Source organism: Asticcacaulis taihuensis (assembly GCF_900100255.1).
In the GTDB taxonomy this organism is placed as follows: Bacteria; Pseudomonadota; Alphaproteobacteria; order Caulobacterales; family Caulobacteraceae; genus Asticcacaulis; species Asticcacaulis taihuensis.
This window is the reverse complement of the sequence record NZ_FMTS01000002.1, coordinates 154,488-172,541: the sequence shown is the minus strand read 5'-3', so window position 1 is coordinate 172,541 and position 18,054 is coordinate 154,488. Positions and strand designations below refer to the sequence as shown.

19 protein-coding genes are annotated in these 18,054 nt (G+C 61.1%); 12 read left to right on the top strand and 7 right to left on the bottom strand.

From position 1 onward, the window contains the following. The first annotated feature begins 101 nt into the window (after positions 1-101). From ctrA to BLO49_RS07550, 6 genes are all read left to right on the top strand, one after another. Complete coding sequence (gene ctrA, locus BLO49_RS07575) at positions 102-803, top strand: response regulator transcription factor CtrA (RefSeq protein WP_090647334.1); 702 nt, start codon at positions 102-104, stop codon at positions 801-803. A gap of 157 nt (positions 804-960) precedes the next feature. Beyond that, positions 961-1,182, top strand: coding sequence for a type II toxin-antitoxin system VapB family antitoxin (vapB, locus tag BLO49_RS07570; protein WP_090647331.1), 222 nt, complete (start codon positions 961-963; stop codon positions 1,180-1,182). Further along, positions 1,182-1,592 (top strand): type II toxin-antitoxin system tRNA(fMet)-specific endonuclease VapC, encoded by a 411-nt coding sequence (vapC, locus tag BLO49_RS07565; protein ID WP_090646580.1) that lies wholly within the window; start codon positions 1,182-1,184, stop codon positions 1,590-1,592. The genes vapB and vapC overlap by 1 nt, the downstream gene beginning before the upstream one ends. A gap of 152 nt (positions 1,593-1,744) precedes the next feature. Then, positions 1,745-2,194: an arsenate-mycothiol transferase ArsC gene (locus BLO49_RS07560; RefSeq protein WP_170828252.1), complete on the top strand. Its 450-nt coding sequence runs from the start codon at positions 1,745-1,747 to the stop codon at positions 2,192-2,194. 365 nt (positions 2,195-2,559) lie between these two features. Continuing rightward, complete coding sequence (locus tag BLO49_RS07555; RefSeq protein WP_090646577.1) at positions 2,560-2,922, top strand: ArsR/SmtB family transcription factor; 363 nt, start codon at positions 2,560-2,562, stop codon at positions 2,920-2,922. A gap of 194 nt (positions 2,923-3,116) precedes the next feature. After that, a complete protein-coding gene (locus BLO49_RS07550; RefSeq protein ID WP_170828251.1) occupies positions 3,117-3,761 on the top strand; it encodes a DUF4142 domain-containing protein in 645 nt (214 codons plus the stop codon). 87 nt (positions 3,762-3,848) lie between these two features. On the opposite strand, the gene BLO49_RS07545 is transcribed toward BLO49_RS07550, so the two are convergent. The 6 genes from BLO49_RS07545 to BLO49_RS07520 all read right to left on the bottom strand — a co-directional run bounded on the left by BLO49_RS07545 (position 3,849) and on the right by BLO49_RS07520 (position 10,448). Further along, positions 3,849-4,832, bottom strand: a complete 984-nt coding sequence (locus BLO49_RS07545; RefSeq protein WP_090646573.1) for an aldo/keto reductase — start codon at positions 4,830-4,832, stop codon at positions 3,849-3,851. Positions 4,833-4,957: 125 nt separating this feature from the next. Beyond that, the gene (locus BLO49_RS07540) at positions 4,958-5,800 is read right to left on the bottom strand and encodes a CheR family methyltransferase (RefSeq protein WP_090646571.1); all 843 of its coding nucleotides are present in this window, start codon (positions 5,798-5,800) and stop codon (positions 4,958-4,960) included. Next, complete coding sequence (locus BLO49_RS07535) at positions 5,800-6,990, bottom strand: protein-glutamate methylesterase/protein-glutamine glutaminase (protein WP_090646568.1); 1,191 nt, start codon at positions 6,988-6,990, stop codon at positions 5,800-5,802. Before BLO49_RS07535 ends, BLO49_RS07540 begins: the two co-directional genes overlap by 1 nt. A gap of 102 nt (positions 6,991-7,092) precedes the next feature. Continuing rightward, on the bottom strand, positions 7,093-7,458 hold the full coding sequence (locus tag BLO49_RS07530) for a response regulator (RefSeq protein ID WP_090646565.1): 366 nt from the start codon (positions 7,456-7,458) through the stop codon (positions 7,093-7,095). A 30-nt stretch (positions 7,459-7,488) separates the two neighbouring features. Further along, complete coding sequence (locus BLO49_RS07525) at positions 7,489-7,932, bottom strand: chemotaxis protein CheW (protein ID WP_090646563.1); 444 nt, start codon at positions 7,930-7,932, stop codon at positions 7,489-7,491. Beyond that, a complete protein-coding gene (locus BLO49_RS07520; protein WP_090646561.1) occupies positions 7,929-10,448 on the bottom strand; it encodes a chemotaxis protein CheA in 2,520 nt (839 codons plus the stop codon). The genes BLO49_RS07525 and BLO49_RS07520 overlap by 4 nt, the downstream gene beginning before the upstream one ends. A 205-nt stretch (positions 10,449-10,653) precedes the next feature. Between BLO49_RS07520 and BLO49_RS07515 the strand changes: the two genes are divergently transcribed. The 3 genes from BLO49_RS07515 to BLO49_RS07505 all read left to right on the top strand — a co-directional run bounded on the left by BLO49_RS07515 (position 10,654) and on the right by BLO49_RS07505 (position 14,372). Further along, positions 10,654-11,226, top strand: coding sequence for a TetR/AcrR family transcriptional regulator (locus BLO49_RS07515; protein ID WP_090646560.1), 573 nt, complete (start codon positions 10,654-10,656; stop codon positions 11,224-11,226). After that, the gene (locus BLO49_RS07510) at positions 11,223-12,566 is read left to right on the top strand and encodes a hypothetical protein (protein WP_090646558.1); all 1,344 of its coding nucleotides are present in this window, start codon (positions 11,223-11,225) and stop codon (positions 12,564-12,566) included. Before BLO49_RS07515 ends, BLO49_RS07510 begins: the two co-directional genes overlap by 4 nt. Positions 12,567-12,767: 201 nt before the next feature. Next, positions 12,768-14,372: a peptide chain release factor 3 gene (locus tag BLO49_RS07505; protein WP_090646556.1), complete on the top strand. Its 1,605-nt coding sequence runs from the start codon at positions 12,768-12,770 to the stop codon at positions 14,370-14,372. 161 nt (positions 14,373-14,533) lie between these two features. Here BLO49_RS07505 and BLO49_RS07500 read toward each other — a convergent pair whose 3' ends face one another. Continuing rightward, positions 14,534-14,959, bottom strand: a complete 426-nt coding sequence (locus tag BLO49_RS07500) for an MAPEG family protein (protein ID WP_090646553.1) — start codon at positions 14,957-14,959, stop codon at positions 14,534-14,536. Positions 14,960-15,127: 168 nt separating this feature from the next. On the opposite strand from BLO49_RS07500, the gene BLO49_RS07495 reads away from it, so the two are divergent. The 3 genes from BLO49_RS07495 (at position 15,128) to BLO49_RS07485 (ending at position 17,945) form a co-directional block, all read left to right on the top strand. Further along, positions 15,128-16,468, top strand: a complete 1,341-nt coding sequence (locus tag BLO49_RS07495; protein ID WP_090646551.1) for a hypothetical protein — start codon at positions 15,128-15,130, stop codon at positions 16,466-16,468. A 65-nt stretch (positions 16,469-16,533) separates the two neighbouring features. After that, a complete protein-coding gene (locus tag BLO49_RS07490) occupies positions 16,534-16,830 on the top strand; it encodes a hypothetical protein (protein ID WP_139159643.1) in 297 nt (98 codons plus the stop codon). Then, a complete protein-coding gene (locus tag BLO49_RS07485; RefSeq protein ID WP_090646545.1) occupies positions 16,827-17,945 on the top strand; it encodes a glycoside hydrolase family 130 protein in 1,119 nt (372 codons plus the stop codon). The genes BLO49_RS07490 and BLO49_RS07485 overlap by 4 nt, the downstream gene beginning before the upstream one ends. Positions 17,946-18,054 lie beyond the last annotated feature (109 nt).

Below are 18,054 nucleotides of genomic sequence, written 5' to 3'. Positions count from 1 at the left end.
CTTAACGAATCTTAAGGGATTTCCTGTTTAGCATGAAGGTTAACGGGTATTCGCATGTCGCGGATGCCGCTTTCGTTACCCACGAGCCGGGAGGGGCTTATATGCGCGTACTACTTATTGAAGACGACAGCGCGACCGCTCAGAGCATCGAACTGATGCTCAAGTCGGAAGGCTTTAACGTCTATACCACCGACCTCGGCGAAGAGGGCATCGACCTCGGCAAGATCTATGATTACGATCTGATCCTGCTCGATCTCAGCCTGCCGGACATGTCCGGCCTAGAAGTGCTGCGCCAGTTGCGCGTCGGCAAGATCAACACGCCGATCATGATCCTTTCCGGCACTTCGGAAATCGACACCAAGGTTAAGACCCTGGGTTCCGGCGCCGACGACTACATGACCAAGCCGTTCCACAAGGACGAACTGATCGCCCGCATTCACGCCGTTGTCCGTCGTTCCAAGGGCCACGCCCAGTCGGTCATCCGCACCGGTGACATCGTGGTCAACCTGGATGCCAAGACCGTTGAAGTGTCCGGCAACCGCGTCCACCTGACCGGCAAGGAATACGAAATGCTTGAGCTGCTGTCGCTCCGTAAGGGCACGACGCTCACCAAGGAAATGTTCCTCAACCACCTTTATGGCGGCATGGACGAGCCCGAACTGAAGATCATCGACGTGTTCATCTGCAAGCTGCGCAAGAAGCTGGCCGTGGCCGCCGATGGCAACCACTATATCGAAACCGTCTGGGGCCGTGGCTATGTGCTGCGCGATCCGCACGAGCAAGGCTCGATCGTCGCCGCCTAAGCGACTTAGCCTTACGATTATCGAAAAGCCTGCCGACCTCTCTCGGCAGGCTTTTTTGTTGCCGTTAAAGTCGCTGCAGACGACATCAACGGCAAGCGTATATCCCATTGACATATCCCAACGGAGCGTTATTATGTGGGGCTATATGGAGGCGTGTATGTCCAGGACGACCTTGTTCCAATCAAACCGCTCACAAGCTGTTCGTTTGTCTAAGGACGTGGCTTTTCCCGAAGGCGTGAAGGAAGTGATCATTGTCAGGGAAGGGAAGCAACGTATTATTGTGCCGTCCAATAGTGTCTGGGACGATTTTTTCGCAGCGCCTGGCATTGACCTTGGAAAGCGCAGCCAACCGGATGCTCAGGTCCGTGAGGACTTTTAATGCTCCGCTATATGCTGGATACAAATCTCTGTATCCGCGTCCTGAGGGACCGGCCGCAGAGTCTTCGTGAGCGTTTCAATGCCGAAGCGGATGGGTTGTGTATTTCAACCGTCATACTGACTGAATTGCTGTACGGTGCTGAAAAATCTGACCGTCCCGCCTTGAACCGGACGAACGTCGAGCAGTTTGCAGCCCGGCTGGAGGTCTTGCCATTCGGACCTGAAGCGGCTGCTCACGCGGCGGATATCCGGGCAGACCTGGAGCGTAAGGGGACGCCGATCGGCGGTTACGATGTGCTTATCGCCGGCCATGCGCGCAGCCGGGGTCTCATCGTGGTCACTGGAAATCTGAGAGAATTTTCACGGGTCGGGGGCCTTCGTTGTGAGGATTGGCTCTCTCCAGTTCCATAAACCTGTTGTTCAATTATCCGAAGTGGCCGGTCCGTCCTTATTGTCAATTCATTCACCCATTTCGTAAATTCCGGAATAAACAATTGGTGATAACGTTGTTCTTATAAGGGGAGCCGCCGGCACTGGCCGCTCCGATACAGGAGAACAGGCGGATGACGACAGGTTTGCGTACCTTCAATGTGCTGTTTCTGTGTGCCGATAATTCGGTGCGGTCCATACTGGCTGAGGCGCTGCTAAACCGATTGGGCGCCGGCCGTTTCCAGGCGTTTTCCGCCGGATATGGTGTGGCCGAGGCCGTCAGTCCCCACGCCCTGGCGCTGCTGGAAAAGATCAATTACAATTCCGACCGTGTCCATGCCAAGCAGATGGCTGCGGTCATGGACGCTGCCGATCCGGGTTTCGATTTCATCATCCGTCTGTCACCGGATCGTCGCGGCAGCGCGCTCGAATGCCGCAATTTTCAGGAAATCCGGTCATTGTCGATTGGCATATGCCTGATCCCGCCGATATTTCCGGCGCGGCCGCCACGGCCTGTGCGGATATCTTCAATCTCCTGGCGGCGCGCATTGATGTCCTGGCCAATCTGTCCGAAGCCTGCCTGACCGGTCCACAAATCCAGGCACGGCTTGATCGCATGGGCGAGGACGGTGTGCGGCTGGCGGCTTAATGCCGCGAGGTGCCTCGCAAAGGCTTGGGCGGGCCTTCCCTAGCCAGGGCAAGATGTCTGGGAGATATCCCTTTTCTGCCCAACTTCCGGCGCGCCATCTGCCCGGCGGACGGTGCGTCGTCTTTAGCCCGTTCACACATGCGCACGAAAGCGTGTGAAGACAGCCGGGATATTGTGAGGGAAGAATGGGAAACTCGCCTTTAAGTTTCCATAGTTTTATAATAGCAGAAAACTTCGCTCATAATTTACCCGCGCAAATGCAGCTTTTGCTGCGCGCGATCCGTTTCCAAAGGCCTCCCCATGATCAGCGAAGACGCGGTGGTAAATCTCTTTGCTCTGGCGCATCCCGGCCGTCTGAACGTCTTCCGCACCATTGTGAAAGCGGGGCCGGAGGGCATGGCGGCGGGCAAGATCGCGGCCGCCAACACCATACCGGCCAATACTGCCTCGACCCACCTCAGCATCCTGACCGGCGCCGGGCTGCTCACCGCCTATCGGGACGGCCGTTCAATTATTTACCGCGCCAACTTCACCCATTATGCCGAGCTGATGAGCTTTCTTCTGGATGAAGTGACGGAAAACAATGCCGAGGCCGGCACGGCGCTGCGGGCCTGGTTCAAGGATCATCCCGCCGCCGAACTCTCCGCGCGCACCGAGGCGTAGCGGCTTTTTGCCACGATCTGGCCCTGATTGCCGTGCGCTTGCCGCCTGCGCCTATGGCTTTTTTATTTTCTGGGCGGCGATGGGGTACGGCCTCTTATTTAAACAGCCCCATTTCCACCAAGGCGTGTCTTTACTTTCACAGTTCTCAGCCGGCACCCGCTCAACAGGTGCAGATCGTTAAAATGAGGACTGTTATGAAAAACATATTTAAGGTTTCCGGTATTCTGGCCGCGTTTATGGCGGCCACCGCCCTCGGGGCCTCGGCCCAGACTACGGGTCAGGCCACGACCCCGGATGCACAGCCCACCGTGCCGCCAGTGACGGCACCCGTCACGACGCCGGCCATTGATCCGGCTGCCCCTGCTGCTGTGCCCGCCACGGCGCCGGCTGTTGCCGCCGATGCCAATGCGGCCAAGGATTTCATGAAGGAAGCCTTCATGGCCAATGAGTTCAGCATTGCCGCCAGCCAATTGGCTGCCACGCAGGGCGAAAGCGCCGATGTCAAGGCCGCCGCTCAGGCCGTGCTCGATAACAGTTTGAAGACCCGCACCGCGATGGTCACCGCCATCCAGGGTTCGACCTCGGACATGCACTTCGACCAGAACTTTACCGACGACTACAATATGAAGCTCGGTGAACTGAAGGCCGCCAAGGGCGCCGATTTCGACACCAAATATGTCGCCGCCATGGGAGACGTAACGGACAAGGCAGAGGGTGTGTTCAAGTCCTACGCCGCCGCCGGCACCGATGAATCGGTGAAGACCTTCGCCGCCAATACCCTGCCGACCCTCGCCGCCAATGGCGACAAGCTGGATTCGGTAGGCCAGGGCGGTAACTAACGTTTCTGCGTCAGCGGGTCAGGTCTTTGACCTGATCGCGGGCGAAAAAATCCCCCAGGACCGTCCTGGGGGATTTTTTATTTGTCTTTACCTGTTCAGCATCGCCATGCCGGCATCGGTATAGCGGGCGCCGGCAAAGCCGGTTTCGGCGATGACGGATTCGATATCGCTGAGGTCGTTGGCGCTTAAGGTAATCTCCGCCGCGGCGATATTTTCCTTCAGGCGGTCGAGATGACGCGTGCCGGGAATAGGCACGATCCACGGCTTCTGCGCCAGCAGCCAGGCCAGAGCCAGTTGCGCCGGCGTGACGCCCTTTGCCTTGGCGAGATCAGTGAGGGCGTCGACGGCGCGGGTGTTCTGCGCCTTGGCGTCGCCTGTAAAGCGCGGGCTGGTGTTGCGGTAGTCGGTGGGGTCAAGCGCGGCGTCTTTCAGAGCGCCGGTCAGGAAGCCGCGGCCGAGCGGCGAATAGGGCACGAAGCCGATGCCGAGTTCCTCTAGCGTCGGCAAGACCTGGGTTTCCGGATCGCGGGTCCACAGCGAATATTCGCTTTGCAGGGCGGTGACCGGCTGCACGGCATGGGCCTTGCGGATGGTATCGGCCGAGGCTTCGGACAGGCCGAAATGCTTCACCTTGCCGGCGCGGATCAGGTCGCCCACCGTGCCGGCCACGTCCTCGATCGGCACGTCCGGATCGACGCGGTGCTGATAGAGCAGATCGATTTCATCCACCTGCAGGCGCTTCAGCGAGGCATCGACGACCTCGCGGATATGATCCGGCCGCGAATTGACGCCGGTCAGGCTGCCGGGTTGCTGGCCCATGGCGAAGCCAAACTTGGTGGCGATGACCACCTTATCGCGCACGGGTTTCAGCGCTTCGCCGACCAATTCTTCATTGACGAAGGGGCCATAGACTTCCGCGGTATCGAAAAAGGTGACGCCGAGATCGACGGCATCGCGCAACAGTTTCAGGCAGGCGTCGCGGTCGGACGGGCCATAGGCCCAGCTGATGCCCATGCAGCCGAGGCCAAGGGCGGACACTTCCAGACCCTGGCCGAGTTTACGTAATTTCATTGGGGAGGCTCCTCTCACAGAAAGCCTCGCATATGTGGGTATTAGACTTAGTGGCGCAAAGGGCTCACGCAGAATGTTACCATATGATATGAAAACCCTTACGGGTGCAGGGACGCGTCTCTGCCTTAAGCGATCTTGCGCAGAGGTGCGCTTTGCGCGGCGGCGTTCTTCACATAAAGCCCGCGCATACCCGGCATCGGCTTGAAGGCATCGGTGATGCCCAGCACGGTTTCGGCGGCGCCGAGGAACAGGCAGCCGTCATCGGCCAGCAGGGTTGCCATCTGTTCGAGCACGCGCTTCTTGGTCTCCAGGTCGAAATAGATCAGCACGTTGCGGCAGTAGATGACGTCCTGGCGGCCGACCATGCGCAGGTCATCGAGCAGGTTCATTTTCTTGAAGCGGATCGACGAACGCAGCTTCGGCGAGATGCGCCACATCTCGTCGACCTTCTCGAAATGCTTGACCATCATGGTGATCGGCAGGCCGCGCTGGACCTCGAACTGGGTGTAAAGCCCGGCCTGGGCCTTTTCGAGGCAGCGCTCGGAGATATCGGTGGCCAGGATATCAAGGTTGAGGCGCGGATACTGCGCGCGGGCCTCGTCCATCAGCATGGCCAGCGAATACGGCTCTTGGCCGGTAGAGCAGGCGGCGCACCACACCTTGATGTCGCCGCTGAGGCGCGTCTTGGCCAGGGCCGGCAGGATATCGCTCTTGAACTGGTCGAACGGCAGCTTGTCGCGGAAGAAGAAGGTCTCGTTGGTCGTCATCGCATCTGTGACGGCGGCCATCAGCTTCTCGTCACGCTTGGTACGCAGGGCGGTGAGCAGGGCCGAGACATTGGCGAAGCCTTCGCGGCGCGCCACAGGCGACAGGCGGCTTTCGATCAGGTAGGTCTTGTCCGATCCCAGGATCAGGCCGGAGCGGGTTTTAAGCGTGGCGGCGAGATGTTCGATATCTTCAGGTGTCATTAGTTTGGACGCTCCCCGCGCGCAAAAGCTTTACAGGCCGCACTGAGCCCTTCGATCGGTTTGATGATTTCAGCGAGGCCGGCTTCGGCCACGGCGCCGGGCATCCCCCAGACGACGCTGGTGGCTTCATCCTGCACCATGACGGAGCCGTTAACATCGACCAGCGCCTTTGCGCCATCGCGGCCATCGTGGCCCATGCCGGTCAGCACCACGCCGAGCGCATGATTGCCATAGACATCGGCAGCGGTCTTGAACAGGGGATCAACCGCCGGGCGGCACCAGTTGACCTGCGGCCCCTGGTCCAGCTTGATCTGCTTGACGATCGGGTCGTTCTTGATGGTCATGTGCCAGTCGCCGGGGGCGATATAGATATTGCGGCTCTCGATCAGCATCCCGTCCTTCGCCTCCTGCACCTTTTGCGGCAGGGCCTTGTCGAGGTGTTCGGCGAGAATGGCGGTGAAGGTGGCCGGCATGTGCTGCACGATCAGCACGGGAATCTTCCAGTCAGGGCCGAGGCCGAGCAGGAAGGCGCGCAGGGCCGGCGGGCCGCCGGTCGAGGCGCCGACCACGAGGCAGTCTATGCGCTTGGGGCCTGTGCTGCGCGGCCGCACGATCGGTGCTACCGGGGTGATGACCGGCTTCGGCGCGGCCAGAGGCGCCGGGCGCGGCGCCTGAGACGATATCAGAGCCGAGGAACGCTCCAGCGTGGCAGGCTTTTCCGGCGCGGGCGCCGGCGCTGGCGCCGGCCAGGAGCGCGTGCGGCCACACAGGGCGCGAATCTTGGTCAGCAATTCGGTGCGGAAGCCGTCGGCGCCACCGATGCGGGTCGAGTCGGGCTTCGGAATATAGTCGGCGGCACCCAGTTCGAGCGCGCGCAAGGTGACATTGGCGCCGCGTGTCGTCAGGGTCGAGGCCATCAGCACCTTGAGGCCCGGCTTGGCGGCCAGCAGCTTGGGCAGGGCTTCGAGACCGCCCATGTTCGGCATTTCGATATCGAGGATCAGCACGTCCGGCTGGATTTCCTTGACCTTTTCCACGCCCTTGGCGCCATCAATGGCCAGGCCCGCCAGGACCATGTCCGGCTCATGTTCCAGCCAGCGCGAGATGAGCCCCCGCACGACCGCCGAGTCATCGACGATCATGATTTTCAGGGGCCGCAAGGACGCAGCGGTATGGGGATTTAAAGACATGAATGGAGCCGGAAAAAATGAATACGCGAATACTTTTTTATTGGGCGTTTACTCCCTGAAAGCGCCCGCCTTGGGGCGCTTCCAGAGCCGTCAAAAGAGATATTACAGCAGGCCGACTTCCGAGAACTTGGCTTCGAGAATCTCACCGTCGAACGGCTTCATAATGTATTCAGAAGCGCCTTCGGTCAGGGCCTCGGTAATGTGAGCCAGGTCGTTCTCGGTGGTGCAGAAGACCACGACAGGGGCCTTGCCGCCGTCTTCCTTGCGCAACTGGCGCAGGAAGGTGATCCCGTCCATGACCGGCATGTTCCAGTCGAGCAGGATGGCGGAGGGCATCTTTTCCTTGCAGGATTTAAGCGCTTCGAGGCCGTCATTGGCCTCGGAGACCTCGAATTGCAGGTTTTCCAGGATGCGTCTGGCGACCTTGCGTATCACGCGGCTATCATCGACAACGAGACAGGTTTTCATCCTGTTTTCCCCTAATATTCTAAAAGGCGTTTATGCGGCCTTCAGATGTGCGGCATCCAAAAGCGTGTGTGGGTCCAACACTATCAGAAGTTCCTTTTCCAATTGATAAACGCCGACGATTATTTCTGCCCAGCGCGGGGGAAGGTTGCCGGGAGGGGCGTGGAACTTTTCATCATCGAGCTTCAGCACTTCATCGACCGAGTCGATAACGAGGCCGTAACTGTCGCCATGCACTTCCAGGCCAATGGCCAGCGGCTCAGGCGCGCCCTCTTCGCGGGGCGGCAAGCCTAAGCGACGGCGGGCGCAGACCGCGGTGACGATGCGGCCGCGCAGGTTGAGCACGCCGGCGATTTCCGAGCGCGACAAAGGCACAGGCGTCAGGCCGCGCGGATGGAAGACATCGTGGACGCGGGCGGCATCGACACCGAAAAGCTGGCCGCCGACGCGGAGGGTTACATAATCACGCAGGCTCATGCGACGGCCTTTTCACTGGAATGGGCGGGCTGGCGCTGGTGTTCGGCCAGACCGCGCAGGTGGTAATAATCGACATCGAGGATTTCGCAGGCGCGACCGGCCACAATGGCGGTGCCGCGAACGCCCGGACGATCGGCCGACAGCTCGATGGTCATGTGGTCTTCGACGACATCGACGATCTCATCGACCGCCAGCCCCATGGCATAGCCTTCGCCGGTGAAGACCAGCAGGGGCTGGATGTGGGTTTCGTCGCTGTGGGCCGAGATCAGGCCGGAGAAATCGCTGTTGACGGTCAGGATCGGCATCAGCTTGCCGCGATATTGCAGGGCGGCGCGGCCTTCCATGATCTCGATCTGCGACGATTCGACATGTTCGAGGCGCGTGATATGCTCCAGTTCGACGGCCTTCGGCGCGCCGTTGCCGGCCTTGAAGAGCAGCATGGCGACCTTCTGGCTGCCGGCGTCGGTGATGGTCTCTTCCGTCTCCTCGGCGGCCTTTTCTTCCAGCATGTTGCCGGCGCGCTCAGACATGGCATTCGGATCGAGGATCAGCACGACCGAGCCATCGCCCAGGATGGTGGCGCCGGAGAAGACATCGACATCGCGCAGGATGGTGGCCAGCGGCTTGACGACGATTTCTTCCGTATCCAGCACGTCATTGACGACCAGGCCATAGCGGCGCTCACCGACCTGGATGACCATGACGAAGGTGGCGTCTTCGTCCTTCGCCGCCTCAAGCTGGAGCGTCGGGCCAAGCTGGACCAGCGGCAGCAGTTTGTTGCGCAGGCGCAGGACGAGTGCGTCATTGATCTTTTCGATCCGGTGCTCGGCGTTTTGTCCGGTACGGACCAGTTCCATGACCGAGGTCTGCGGCACGGCGAATTTTTGGGCGCCGGCGCCGACGATCAGGGCCGAGACGATGGCCAGGGTCAGCGGAATCTTGATGGTGAAGGTGGTGCCCTGGCCGGCCACCGAATTCAGGTCGATCTGGCCGCCGATCTGCTCGATATTGGTGCGCACCACGTCCATGCCGACGCCGCGGCCGGAGAGGTTGGTGACCGCCGCCGCCGTCGAGAAGCCGGGCGCGAAGATGAAGCGGTGAATCTGCTGATCATTCATGCCCTCGACTTCGCCGCGCGAGGCCAGGCCCTTTTCGATGATCTTTTCGCGGATACGGGCGGTATTCAGGCCGCGGCCGTTATCGGCGATGCGGATGACGATGTAGCCGCCTTCGTGGAAGGCCGCCAGCTTGATGGTGCCGTTGGCCGGCTTGCCAAGGTCGATACGCTCCTGTGTGCCTTCCAGGCCGTGGTCGGCCGAATTGCGCACCATGTGGGTCAGCGGGTCGCGGATGAGTTCCAGCACCTGGCGATCGAGTTCGGTGCCTTCGCCTTCCATGACGAGGTCGATCTTCTTGCCGAGTTCGTAGGAAAGATCGCGCACAAGGCGGGGCAGTTTTTTCCACGCCGCGCCGATCGGCTGCATCCGGGTCTTCATGACGCTGTCCTGCAACTCGCCGGTAAGCGTCGAGAGGCGTTGCAGCGGGGTGGCGAAGGCGGAATCTTCACGATTTCTGGAAATCTGGAGGAGCTGGTTACGGGTCAGCACCATTTCCGAAACGAGGGTCATCAGTCCTTCGAGCACATCGACCGAGACGCGGATCGATTGCGTGGTGGCGATGCCTTGCGCATCTTCGCCGCCAAGCGAAGGGGCCGGTTCGGGCGCGGCGGGTGTCTTCGGGGCGACGGGTGCTGCGGCCTTGACCGGCTCAGGTGCCTTGACCGGCTCCGCTTTCACTTCGGCGACCGGTTCCGGCGCCGAATCGTTCATCCAGTCCGGCGCCTCGGCGGCGGCGAAAGCGGCTTCGAGATCGGCTTCGGAGACTTCGCCGGGGCGCAACTGGCGGCCGGTGGCGGGATCGATGTCGCCCGGCTTGAGGCCATCTTCGGGGCCATCTGCGGCGGCAAAGGCGGCTTCCAGTTCGGCTTCGGAGACTTCGCCGGGGCGCAGGGCGCGGCCGGTGGCGGGATCGATATCGCCGACACCGAGCGCCGGCGCGGTGATTTCAGCGGCGTCGATTTCGGCGCCGATCGGGCGATCCGGCACTTCGACGGTCTTGACGGTGGACAGATCGACTTCCTGGCCCTCGGCCATGGCTTCCAGTTGGCTGATCAGATCGTGGTCGTCGCCATCGGGCTCGTTGCCGGTGGCTTCCAGGCCGGCCAGGATCACCTTGATGCGGTCGATGGAGTGCAGAACCAGGGTCACGGCCAGTGGCGTGACTTCCAGCTTGCCGTCACGGAAGCGGCCGAGCAGGGTTTCGCCGGCATGGGCCACGGCTTCGAGGCGCGACAGCCCCAGGAAGCCGCAGGTGCCCTTGACCGTGTGGACCAGGCGGAAAATGTTGTCGAGCGTCTTGCGCTCGGTGGGGTTGGCTTCGAACTTGACCAGTTCGCTATCGACGACCTCAAGGCTTTCAGCGGTTTCGGTCAGGAATTCAGCAATTAAGTCGTCCACAACATACCCCGTGTTTACTGCTCGCCCCGCCGGAAATGAGACTCCGGGCAGGGCTTTTCACGAGCCATAGTGAACAGCTTTGGTTAAGGGACCGTTGCCACAATCTTACCAAAGTCTGAATTTTATCCGATTATCGCGGCTGCGTTGTTTTTAGGGACGAAATTGAACGCTTGCCATGTGAGGCGTTAAAGTATACGCCGTATACATGACGACACGAGACCGCATCCTGACCATTGCCATCGCCGAACTCGAAGCCAAAGGGTTGGAGTCCTTGAGCCTGCGCGCTGTCGGCCAGAAGGCGGGGATCACCCCGATGGCGGTCTATCGTCACTTCGCTGACAAGGCCGCCCTGTTGCAGGCCCTCGGTGAATATGCTCTGGGCCGGTGGCAAAGCCGCATTCAGGCGATGGCGGATTTGCCATTGCTTGCGGGCTTCGAGGCGATGGCGACGGCCTTTGTCGACTACGCACTTGATGAGCCGGCCCTGTTTGATGCCGCCTTCGTGCTGAAGACGCGCGCCGAACGCATCTATCCGGAAGATTTCGAAGCCGGTCGCTCGCCGGTGATCGGCGGCTTCGCGCAGCGTATTGCTGAAGGCCAGGCGGCGGGGCTGGTGCGCACAGGGCCGCCGCTGGAACTGGCCATGGCGGTCTGGGGCGTATTGCAGGGGCTGGTGGGGCTACATCGCTCCGGCCGGTTTAACCTGTCGCGGCCGGAATTCACCGCGCTGTGTTTGCGCTCGGCGGAACGAATATATCTCAAGGGAGACGGGCAATGAAATGGGGCATAGGCGCGGCTTTACTATCGGGGGCTTTACTGGCGGTGAGCCGTGATACCGGACAATTCGGCTGGCTGGTGCTGGTGGCGCCGGTGCCGTTGCTCGTCTTTGCCCTGCGCGCGCCGAAAGCTTTTCTGGTCTTTGGTCTGGCCTTCATTGCCGGTCTGATAGGCGAGGCGGGACCGATTTGGTTCTATGGCCGCGTCCTGCCGCTGATCTATGGTTTGGCGGTGTATCAGGCCCTGGTATTCGCCCTGGTGGTGGTGTTTATGCGCGGGCTGTATCACCGCCTATCACCGGCCGCTGCCGTCATTGGTTTCGCGGCCATGACCGCCGCTATCGAATATCTTTATGGCCTGGTGTCGCCCAATGGCAGTTTTGGTGCGCTGGGCTACACATTGGTCGATGTCCTGCCCTTGCTGCAAACGGCGTCCCTGGCCGGGATCGCGGGGCTGAGCTTTCTGGCGGCGGTCATTCCGGCCGGATTGGCCGTCCTATGCCTCAAGCCGCGAGATATGGCCACATTGGCCGCCTGGGGCGTGCCGGTCGTGCTGGCGCTGGTCTATGGTTTCTGGCAACTGGCTCAGCCGCCCGGACCCTCGGTGAAGATCGCCCTGCTAAGCGATGACCGCTATGCCGGGCGGATATATGATCATCCCGAAGCCAATGGCGAAATCGCGGCAGCTTTCAATGCGCAGATTATGCAAGCTGCCGCGCAAAAGCCCGCTGCCATTGTCCTGCCGGAAAAGATGTTGGCGGCGGGCACGCAACTGACTTCAAATAGCGTCATTGTCGCGGGGCTCCATGGTCCGGTGAAGGGAGGACGGCTGAATATCGCGGCGCTTTATGAAGGCGCGAACACGCGTTTCTATCTCAAGAAGCGCATGGTGCCGGGTCTGGAAGCGGAATACCGGCCGGGTCATGCCGAGCTGGCGACTGATATCGGCGGGCAACCGGGTGGGATCGCCATCTGCAAGGACATGGATTTTGCTTCCGACCTGCGTCTCTACGGTAAGCGGGATGTGGCACTTATGCTGGTGCCGGCGTGGGATTTCGACCGCGACCGTTATCTGCATGGCCGCATGGCGGTGGTGCGCGGGGTTGAGAACGGTTTCTCGCTGGCGCGGTCGGCCTCGCAGGGTTTGATGACGCTGAGTGATTCCAAGGGCCGCATCATTGCAGAGAAGCGCACGATAAAAGGACCATCCATGCTGGTTGGTGATCTGCCGACAGGGAAGGGCCATACGCTCTATAGCCGCATCAGTGACGTCTTTGCGCAGATTATGGTGGTGATGTGGCTTGGATTGCTTGGGCTGCTGATGTGGCGACGGAAAACGTAAAAGCAAGAAACCCCACCACCACTTCGCTTCGCTTGCGGTCCCCCTCCCCAGTAAAACTGGGGAGGTATAATTTAGGAATGAGCTTTCTTATACCTCCCCGGCTATGCCGGGGAGGGGGACCGCACAAAGCCGAAGGCTGAGATGCGGTGGTGGGGTTTCTTACTTTGACATTTATCCCCCAAACGGCTAACGCCTCCGGCCATGTCAAACACCCCCGAAACCGAAGCCCCACGCCGGCGCACCTTCGCCATCATCTCGCACCCGGACGCCGGTAAGACCACCCTGACCGAGCACCTACTGTTAGCCGGTGGATCGATCCGCGCCGCCGGCCAGGTGCGCGCCCGTGGCGAAAACCGCCGCACGCGCTCCGACTGGATGAAGATCGAAAAGGAACGCGGCATCTCGGTGTCTTCGTCGGTGATGACCTTCGAGCACGACGGAAAGATGTTCAACCTGCTCGATACGCCGGGCCACGAAGACTTTTCGGAAGACACCTACCGGACGCTGACCGCCGCCGATGCCGCCGTCATGGTGCTCGACGCCGCCAAGGGCATCGAGCCGCAGACGCTCAAGCTGTTCGAGGTGTGCCGTCTGCGCGACATCCCCATCATTACCTTCATCAACAAGATGGACCGCGAGGCCGAGGACGCCCTGGCCCTGCTCGATGAAGTGGCCTCAAAGCTGCAACTCGACCCGTCGCCGCTCTACTGGCCGGCCGGTTCGGGCAACCGGTTCCGCGGGATGCTGGAGTTGAAGACCGGCCTTTTTTATCCCTTCACCAAGCGGGACAGCGGCGCCGAATACGATCAGGGCCACGAAGGGCCGGCCCCGCTCGATGAGGCGGTCGCCAAGGGCTGGCTTTCCGCCGACGAACGCGACGAACTGACCGAGACGGCCGAACTGATCCAGGGCGGCTTCAAGAGTTTTGATGAGGAAAGCTTCCTCGAAGGCCATATGACGCCGGTGATCTTTGGCTCGGCCTTGCGGCACTACGGCGTCAACCAGCTTCTGGAAGCGATTGGTGGATTCGCGCCGCCGCCGAAGGTGGTCAAGGCCACCAAGGCCGGCGTCGATACGGTGGTCAGCCCGACCGAGAAGGAAGTCACCGGCTTCGTCTTCAAGGTCCAGGCCAATATGGACCCGAACCACCGCGACCGCATCGCCATGCTGAAATTGACCTCCGGCAAGTTCCAGCGCGGCATGAAGCTGAAGGTTCAGAACACCGGCAAACAACTCAGCGTCAATGCGCCGATCATGTTCTTCGCCTCCGACCGCGAACTGGCCGAGGATGCCTTTGGCGGCGACGTCATCGGCATTCCGAACCATGGCGTTCTGCGCGTCGGTGACTCACTCTCCGAAAGCGGCACGGTGCGCTTTGCCGGCCTGCCGAACTTCGCGCCGGAAATCCTCCAGCGCGTGCGCGTGAAAGATCCGCTCAAGGCCAAACACCTGAAAAAGGCGCTGGAATCCCTGGCCGAAGAGGGCGTGACGCAGTTATTCCGCCCGTCGATCGGGTCTGACTTTATCGTCGGCGCCGTGGGTCAGCTTCAGTTCGAGGTCATGGCCGACCGCCTGGCCAACGAATATGGCCTGGAATGCGTGTTCGAGCCGTCGCCTTACGCCGAAGCGCGCTGGCTGGGCGGCGATGCGGCCAAGATCGAGGACTTCGCCTCCAAATACCGCTCGCAGATGGGCGCCGATATCGACGAGGCGCCGGTTTTCCTCGGCAAGTCGGGCTGGGAGATTAATTACGTCGCCGAACGCTTCCCGGATGTGTCGTTCCAGCGGACGAAAGAGCGGGGGTAGGTTTTCTCCTCCCCTGTAGCGCAGCGTACGGGGTAGGTGTCGAGCAAGCGAAGCGCGTCGAGACGGAGGGGGCGTTGCGAATGATGGGGTGCCCCCTCCGTCAGCGACACCAGCCCTGCGGGCTTAGCGCTGACACCTCCCCCGCTTCGCAGGGGAGGAGATTAGGTCAACACCTGCCAGCCGCTGCGCACAATCATCGCCGCAAGCACAAACCAAGAGGCGGCGAACAGCATCATCCGGATGCTGATCCGGTTGACCAGTGACTGCCACAGCGAATGGGCCACGCGGATGGCGACATAGAGCCAGGCCAGCGTCACATTGACCATATCCGCCTGGCCGAGCAGTACGATGACGATGACAACGGCATAGAAGAGCGGCGGGGCCTCGGTCAGGTTGTTGTAATTGGCGGCGGGATTGAGCGCCCAGTCTGGCAGCTTGCGCATGGTGGCAAAGGTGGCGGTATCCGGCGTTACGCCGGCCAGTTTGAAGGCCCGCATTCGGGACATATAAAGCCACATCATCATGGTGAAATGCAGAACCCCCATGGCCAGTATGGCGGCCAGCATCTCTTTTCCCGCATCGGTCATTTCTAATCTCCTTTCGCTCTATTGTGCCGGCATTTGCTCCGCTTGGCCATGCCGGCCGTAATCGTGGATAACCGTCCCTTTCGGCACTGCCTTTGCAATTGTCCAGAAAACGCCGAACGGAGCGTATCGTCCTGATACGCTTTTCGCTTCGGAAGCGATGGACAAGCGATGTTTGAATTTGGCCGTGAACTGAGGCGCATCTTTCGTAACCACGGCCGGATCGATTCCGATCCCAGCCTCTACGAACTGATGAACCTGCAACTGCTGATCACCCAAGGGCGCCAGCTCGATATCGAAGGCGGGCGTGTCTCGACCAAGAACCGCTTCGCTCCTTATCTCGAAGCCGCCCAGGTCTGGCGCGAATATGGCCGCCGCACCGGTGATCCGGTGGCGTTGCGCCGCGCCGCCTCCGCCGCCGAAAACGCTGGCAAGGAAGCCAAAACCGCCGCTGAGGCCGCCATCGCCGCCCTGGAACAGGCCCAGACCTGCATCCTCTCTTCCGATCTCTATGAGACCCACGATTTGCTGAATTCGGCCGAGGAACTGCTGGCCGGGGGCCGCGCCGCCATCCAGGACGACGAAGCCATTCGCGCCCGTTTCAATCGTGTCGAGGCGCAACTGGCCGCCCGCCTGGCGGTGAAACAGGGCGTCGGTGAAGACCTCGAACTGGCGCTTCTGGCCATGTCCCATATCGATCGCGCCGTCGAGCGCGCCGATAAGCGCGTGCAGCAGACCCATGCGGCTGCCGACAAGATCGAGGCGGCGCAGGCCCGCTATGAACGCGCTGATCTGCTGACCCTGGTGGGGCTGGATCGTTGCGATCCGGCGCTGATGGCGGCGGTGATCAAGGATTTCGAGGCGCTTCAGGCGCGTTTCGATCCGGCCTATGAACCGGTCACCTGGTCGCGCGTCAATCTGCGCCTGGGCCTCGCCATGGTATGGAAGGGCGAGATCGAGGGCAATCCGGGCATCATCTCCGAAGGTATTTCGCTGCTCAGCGCCGAGGAAGAACCGGTCGATTTCGAGCATTCGCCGCTCGACTGGGTGGCGCACAAGCAGGCCCTGGCCATGGGCTTGCAGGCCCTGGCCGAACTGACGCTCAACCAGCAGATCTATGAAAAGGCCATGCAGGTCTATAACCTGGCGCTGAAGCGGCCGCTGCAAAAGGGCCTGTCCCTGCGCGGGCAACTGATCAACAACCGCGCCGCCTGCCTGGCGAAACATGCCGAGCTGAAGGGCGATCTCCAGTCGCTCGACCAGGCCGAGGCCGATTTCAAGGCCGAACTGCGGGCCTGCAAGCCGGAGCACGATCCGGTGGGCTGGGCCATCCTGCAAACCAATCTGGCGCGGCTCTATGTGGCGCGCGGCGACATCACCGGCTTCATGATGGAACGCGCCGAGGCGGCCTATGCGCTGGAAGCGGCGCTGGAAATCTTCGACGAGCAGCATCTGAAGAGCCTGTCGAAAGGCGCGCAGGCCCAGCTCGATCGCGTGCGCGAACAGGCGTAAAACATATTGTCCCTTGATGCGTTTTTGCCGGAAGATTCCGGAGGGGCGCAATGGAGGACATGACCATGACCGTAACCACATCAAAGGGCCTGGCGCGCGACAGCGTGCTGAAGCCGGGTGAAACCACGCTGACCGATGCCGCCGGCCTGCCGTTTACGCCGGAAAACCGCGAACGGCACGGTTCGGAATATGTGCCGACCGGCATTGACGATGCCCATCATCTGCACAGCGGCGCCGCGTTCGATATCGATGCCGCCGACATGCCGGAAGAGGGCGTGGTGGCTGTGCATGACACCGACGAAGACCTGCTTGCCTTTGAGCGTGAAACCCCAATTGCCGATGACACAGGACCGGTGAGGTGAGCCGATATGCGACCGACCGGCTGATCATTGTGCCGGATGATATCGACCTGTCGCGCTCACCCCTGGCTGGTCACCTTGATGCCGAGACTTATGTGCTGGGCGCCTTCAATCCCGGCCTGACGCGGCTGGCCAATGGCAATCTGCTGATGATGGTGCGTGTGGCCGAAGCGCTGCGGACGCCGATCTTCGATAATCATGTTCATTCCATCCGCTGGGACGAGGGGCGGTACGGGCTCGATCCGTGGCCGCTGGACCTGGTTGATACGGCCGACCCGCGGGTATTCAAACTGCGCGGCGGCGGCTGGCGGATCATCGCCCTGACCTCGCTGTCGTGGCTCCTGCCGGTCGAACTGTCGCCGGATGGGCTTGAGGTCATAGCCATGCATTATGACAAGGCGGTGGCGCCGGAAAACAGCCTGCAATGTTACGGCATAGAAGATCCGCGCATATCGCGGGTGGAAGACCGTTTCCTGATGACCACCTGTTCGATCAGCCCGGAGCGGCAGTCGACCACGCTTTACAGTTCGCAGAATGGTCTCGACTGGGTTTTCGAGGATATTGTGCTCGATCACCAGAACAAGGACATGCTGATCTTCGAGGGCGAGGTTGGCGGCGAATACTGGGCGCAGACGCGGCCGCTTGGCGACCTCTATTTCGCCTATCCGCCGGGCAGCGAGTGGCGTGCCGGGCCTTCGATCAACCTGGCCACATCGAAGGACGGATTGTACTGGAAGCCGCACCGTAAGCCGGGCATCCGGCCGCATTCAGGGACAGTGGCGACGGCGCGCATGGGCGGCGGCACCCCGCCGATCCTGACGCCTGAGGGGTGGATCAGCCTGTGGCATGGTGTCGAGCCGAAGGAGATTATCGGCATTTACCGCACCTACTGGTCGCTGCTCGACAGGGACGATCCGAGCCGGATCCTCCGCACCAGTCATGTGCCGCTGATCGAGGCCGATCCGGAACTCACTCGTCCCATCGAGGATCAGGTCTATATCCGCGACGTGGTGTTTACCACGGGGATAGTTGACGGCGGTGATCATTATATCGTGGCGTCGGGTGAGGGCGATCTGGCCTGTCGGATTACCCATGTTCCGAAGTCGGTCTTTGCCTAGGCGAAAGTGGAAGCGCTGAGCGAGCAGGGTGTGAGCTAAAAACAAGAAACCCCACCACCATCCGGCTTCGCTGAAGACGCTTCGCCGGACGGTCCCCCTCCCCACCTGA

Excerpts from the sequence above, each read along its gene's own strand:
- ctrA (WP_090647334.1), top strand. The coding sequence starts at position 102 with ATGCGCGTACTACTTATTGAAGACGACAGCGCGACCGCTCAGAGCATC.
- BLO49_RS07530 (WP_090646565.1), bottom strand. The coding sequence starts at position 7,458 with ATGAAAACCTGTCTCGTTGTCGATGATAGCCGCGTGATACGCAAGGTC.
- BLO49_RS07505 (WP_090646556.1), top strand. The coding sequence starts at position 12,768 with ATGTCAAACACCCCCGAAACCGAAGCCCCACGCCGGCGCACCTTCGCC.
- BLO49_RS07560 (WP_170828252.1), top strand. The coding sequence starts at position 1,745 with ATGACGACAGGTTTGCGTACCTTCAATGTGCTGTTTCTGTGTGCCGAT.
- BLO49_RS07515 (WP_090646560.1), top strand. The coding sequence starts at position 10,654 with ATGACGACACGAGACCGCATCCTGACCATTGCCATCGCCGAACTCGAA.
- BLO49_RS07540 (WP_090646571.1), bottom strand. The coding sequence starts at position 5,800 with ATGACACCTGAAGATATCGAACATCTCGCCGCCACGCTTAAAACCCGC.
- BLO49_RS07510 (WP_090646558.1), top strand. The coding sequence starts at position 11,223 with ATGAAATGGGGCATAGGCGCGGCTTTACTATCGGGGGCTTTACTGGCG.
- BLO49_RS07490 (WP_139159643.1), top strand. The coding sequence starts at position 16,534 with ATGACCGTAACCACATCAAAGGGCCTGGCGCGCGACAGCGTGCTGAAG.
- BLO49_RS07495 (WP_090646551.1), top strand. The coding sequence starts at position 15,128 with ATGTTTGAATTTGGCCGTGAACTGAGGCGCATCTTTCGTAACCACGGC.
- BLO49_RS07555 (WP_090646577.1), top strand. The coding sequence starts at position 2,560 with ATGATCAGCGAAGACGCGGTGGTAAATCTCTTTGCTCTGGCGCATCCC.
- vapC (WP_090646580.1), top strand. The coding sequence starts at position 1,182 with ATGCTCCGCTATATGCTGGATACAAATCTCTGTATCCGCGTCCTGAGG.
- BLO49_RS07545 (WP_090646573.1), bottom strand. The coding sequence starts at position 4,832 with ATGAAATTACGTAAACTCGGCCAGGGTCTGGAAGTGTCCGCCCTTGGC.
- BLO49_RS07500 (WP_090646553.1), bottom strand. The coding sequence starts at position 14,959 with ATGACCGATGCGGGAAAAGAGATGCTGGCCGCCATACTGGCCATGGGG.
- vapB (WP_090647331.1), top strand. The coding sequence starts at position 961 with ATGTCCAGGACGACCTTGTTCCAATCAAACCGCTCACAAGCTGTTCGT.
- BLO49_RS07535 (WP_090646568.1), bottom strand. The coding sequence starts at position 6,990 with ATGTCTTTAAATCCCCATACCGCTGCGTCCTTGCGGCCCCTGAAAATC.
- BLO49_RS07550 (WP_170828251.1), top strand. The coding sequence starts at position 3,117 with ATGAAAAACATATTTAAGGTTTCCGGTATTCTGGCCGCGTTTATGGCG.
- BLO49_RS07525 (WP_090646563.1), bottom strand. The coding sequence starts at position 7,932 with ATGAGCCTGCGTGATTATGTAACCCTCCGCGTCGGCGGCCAGCTTTTC.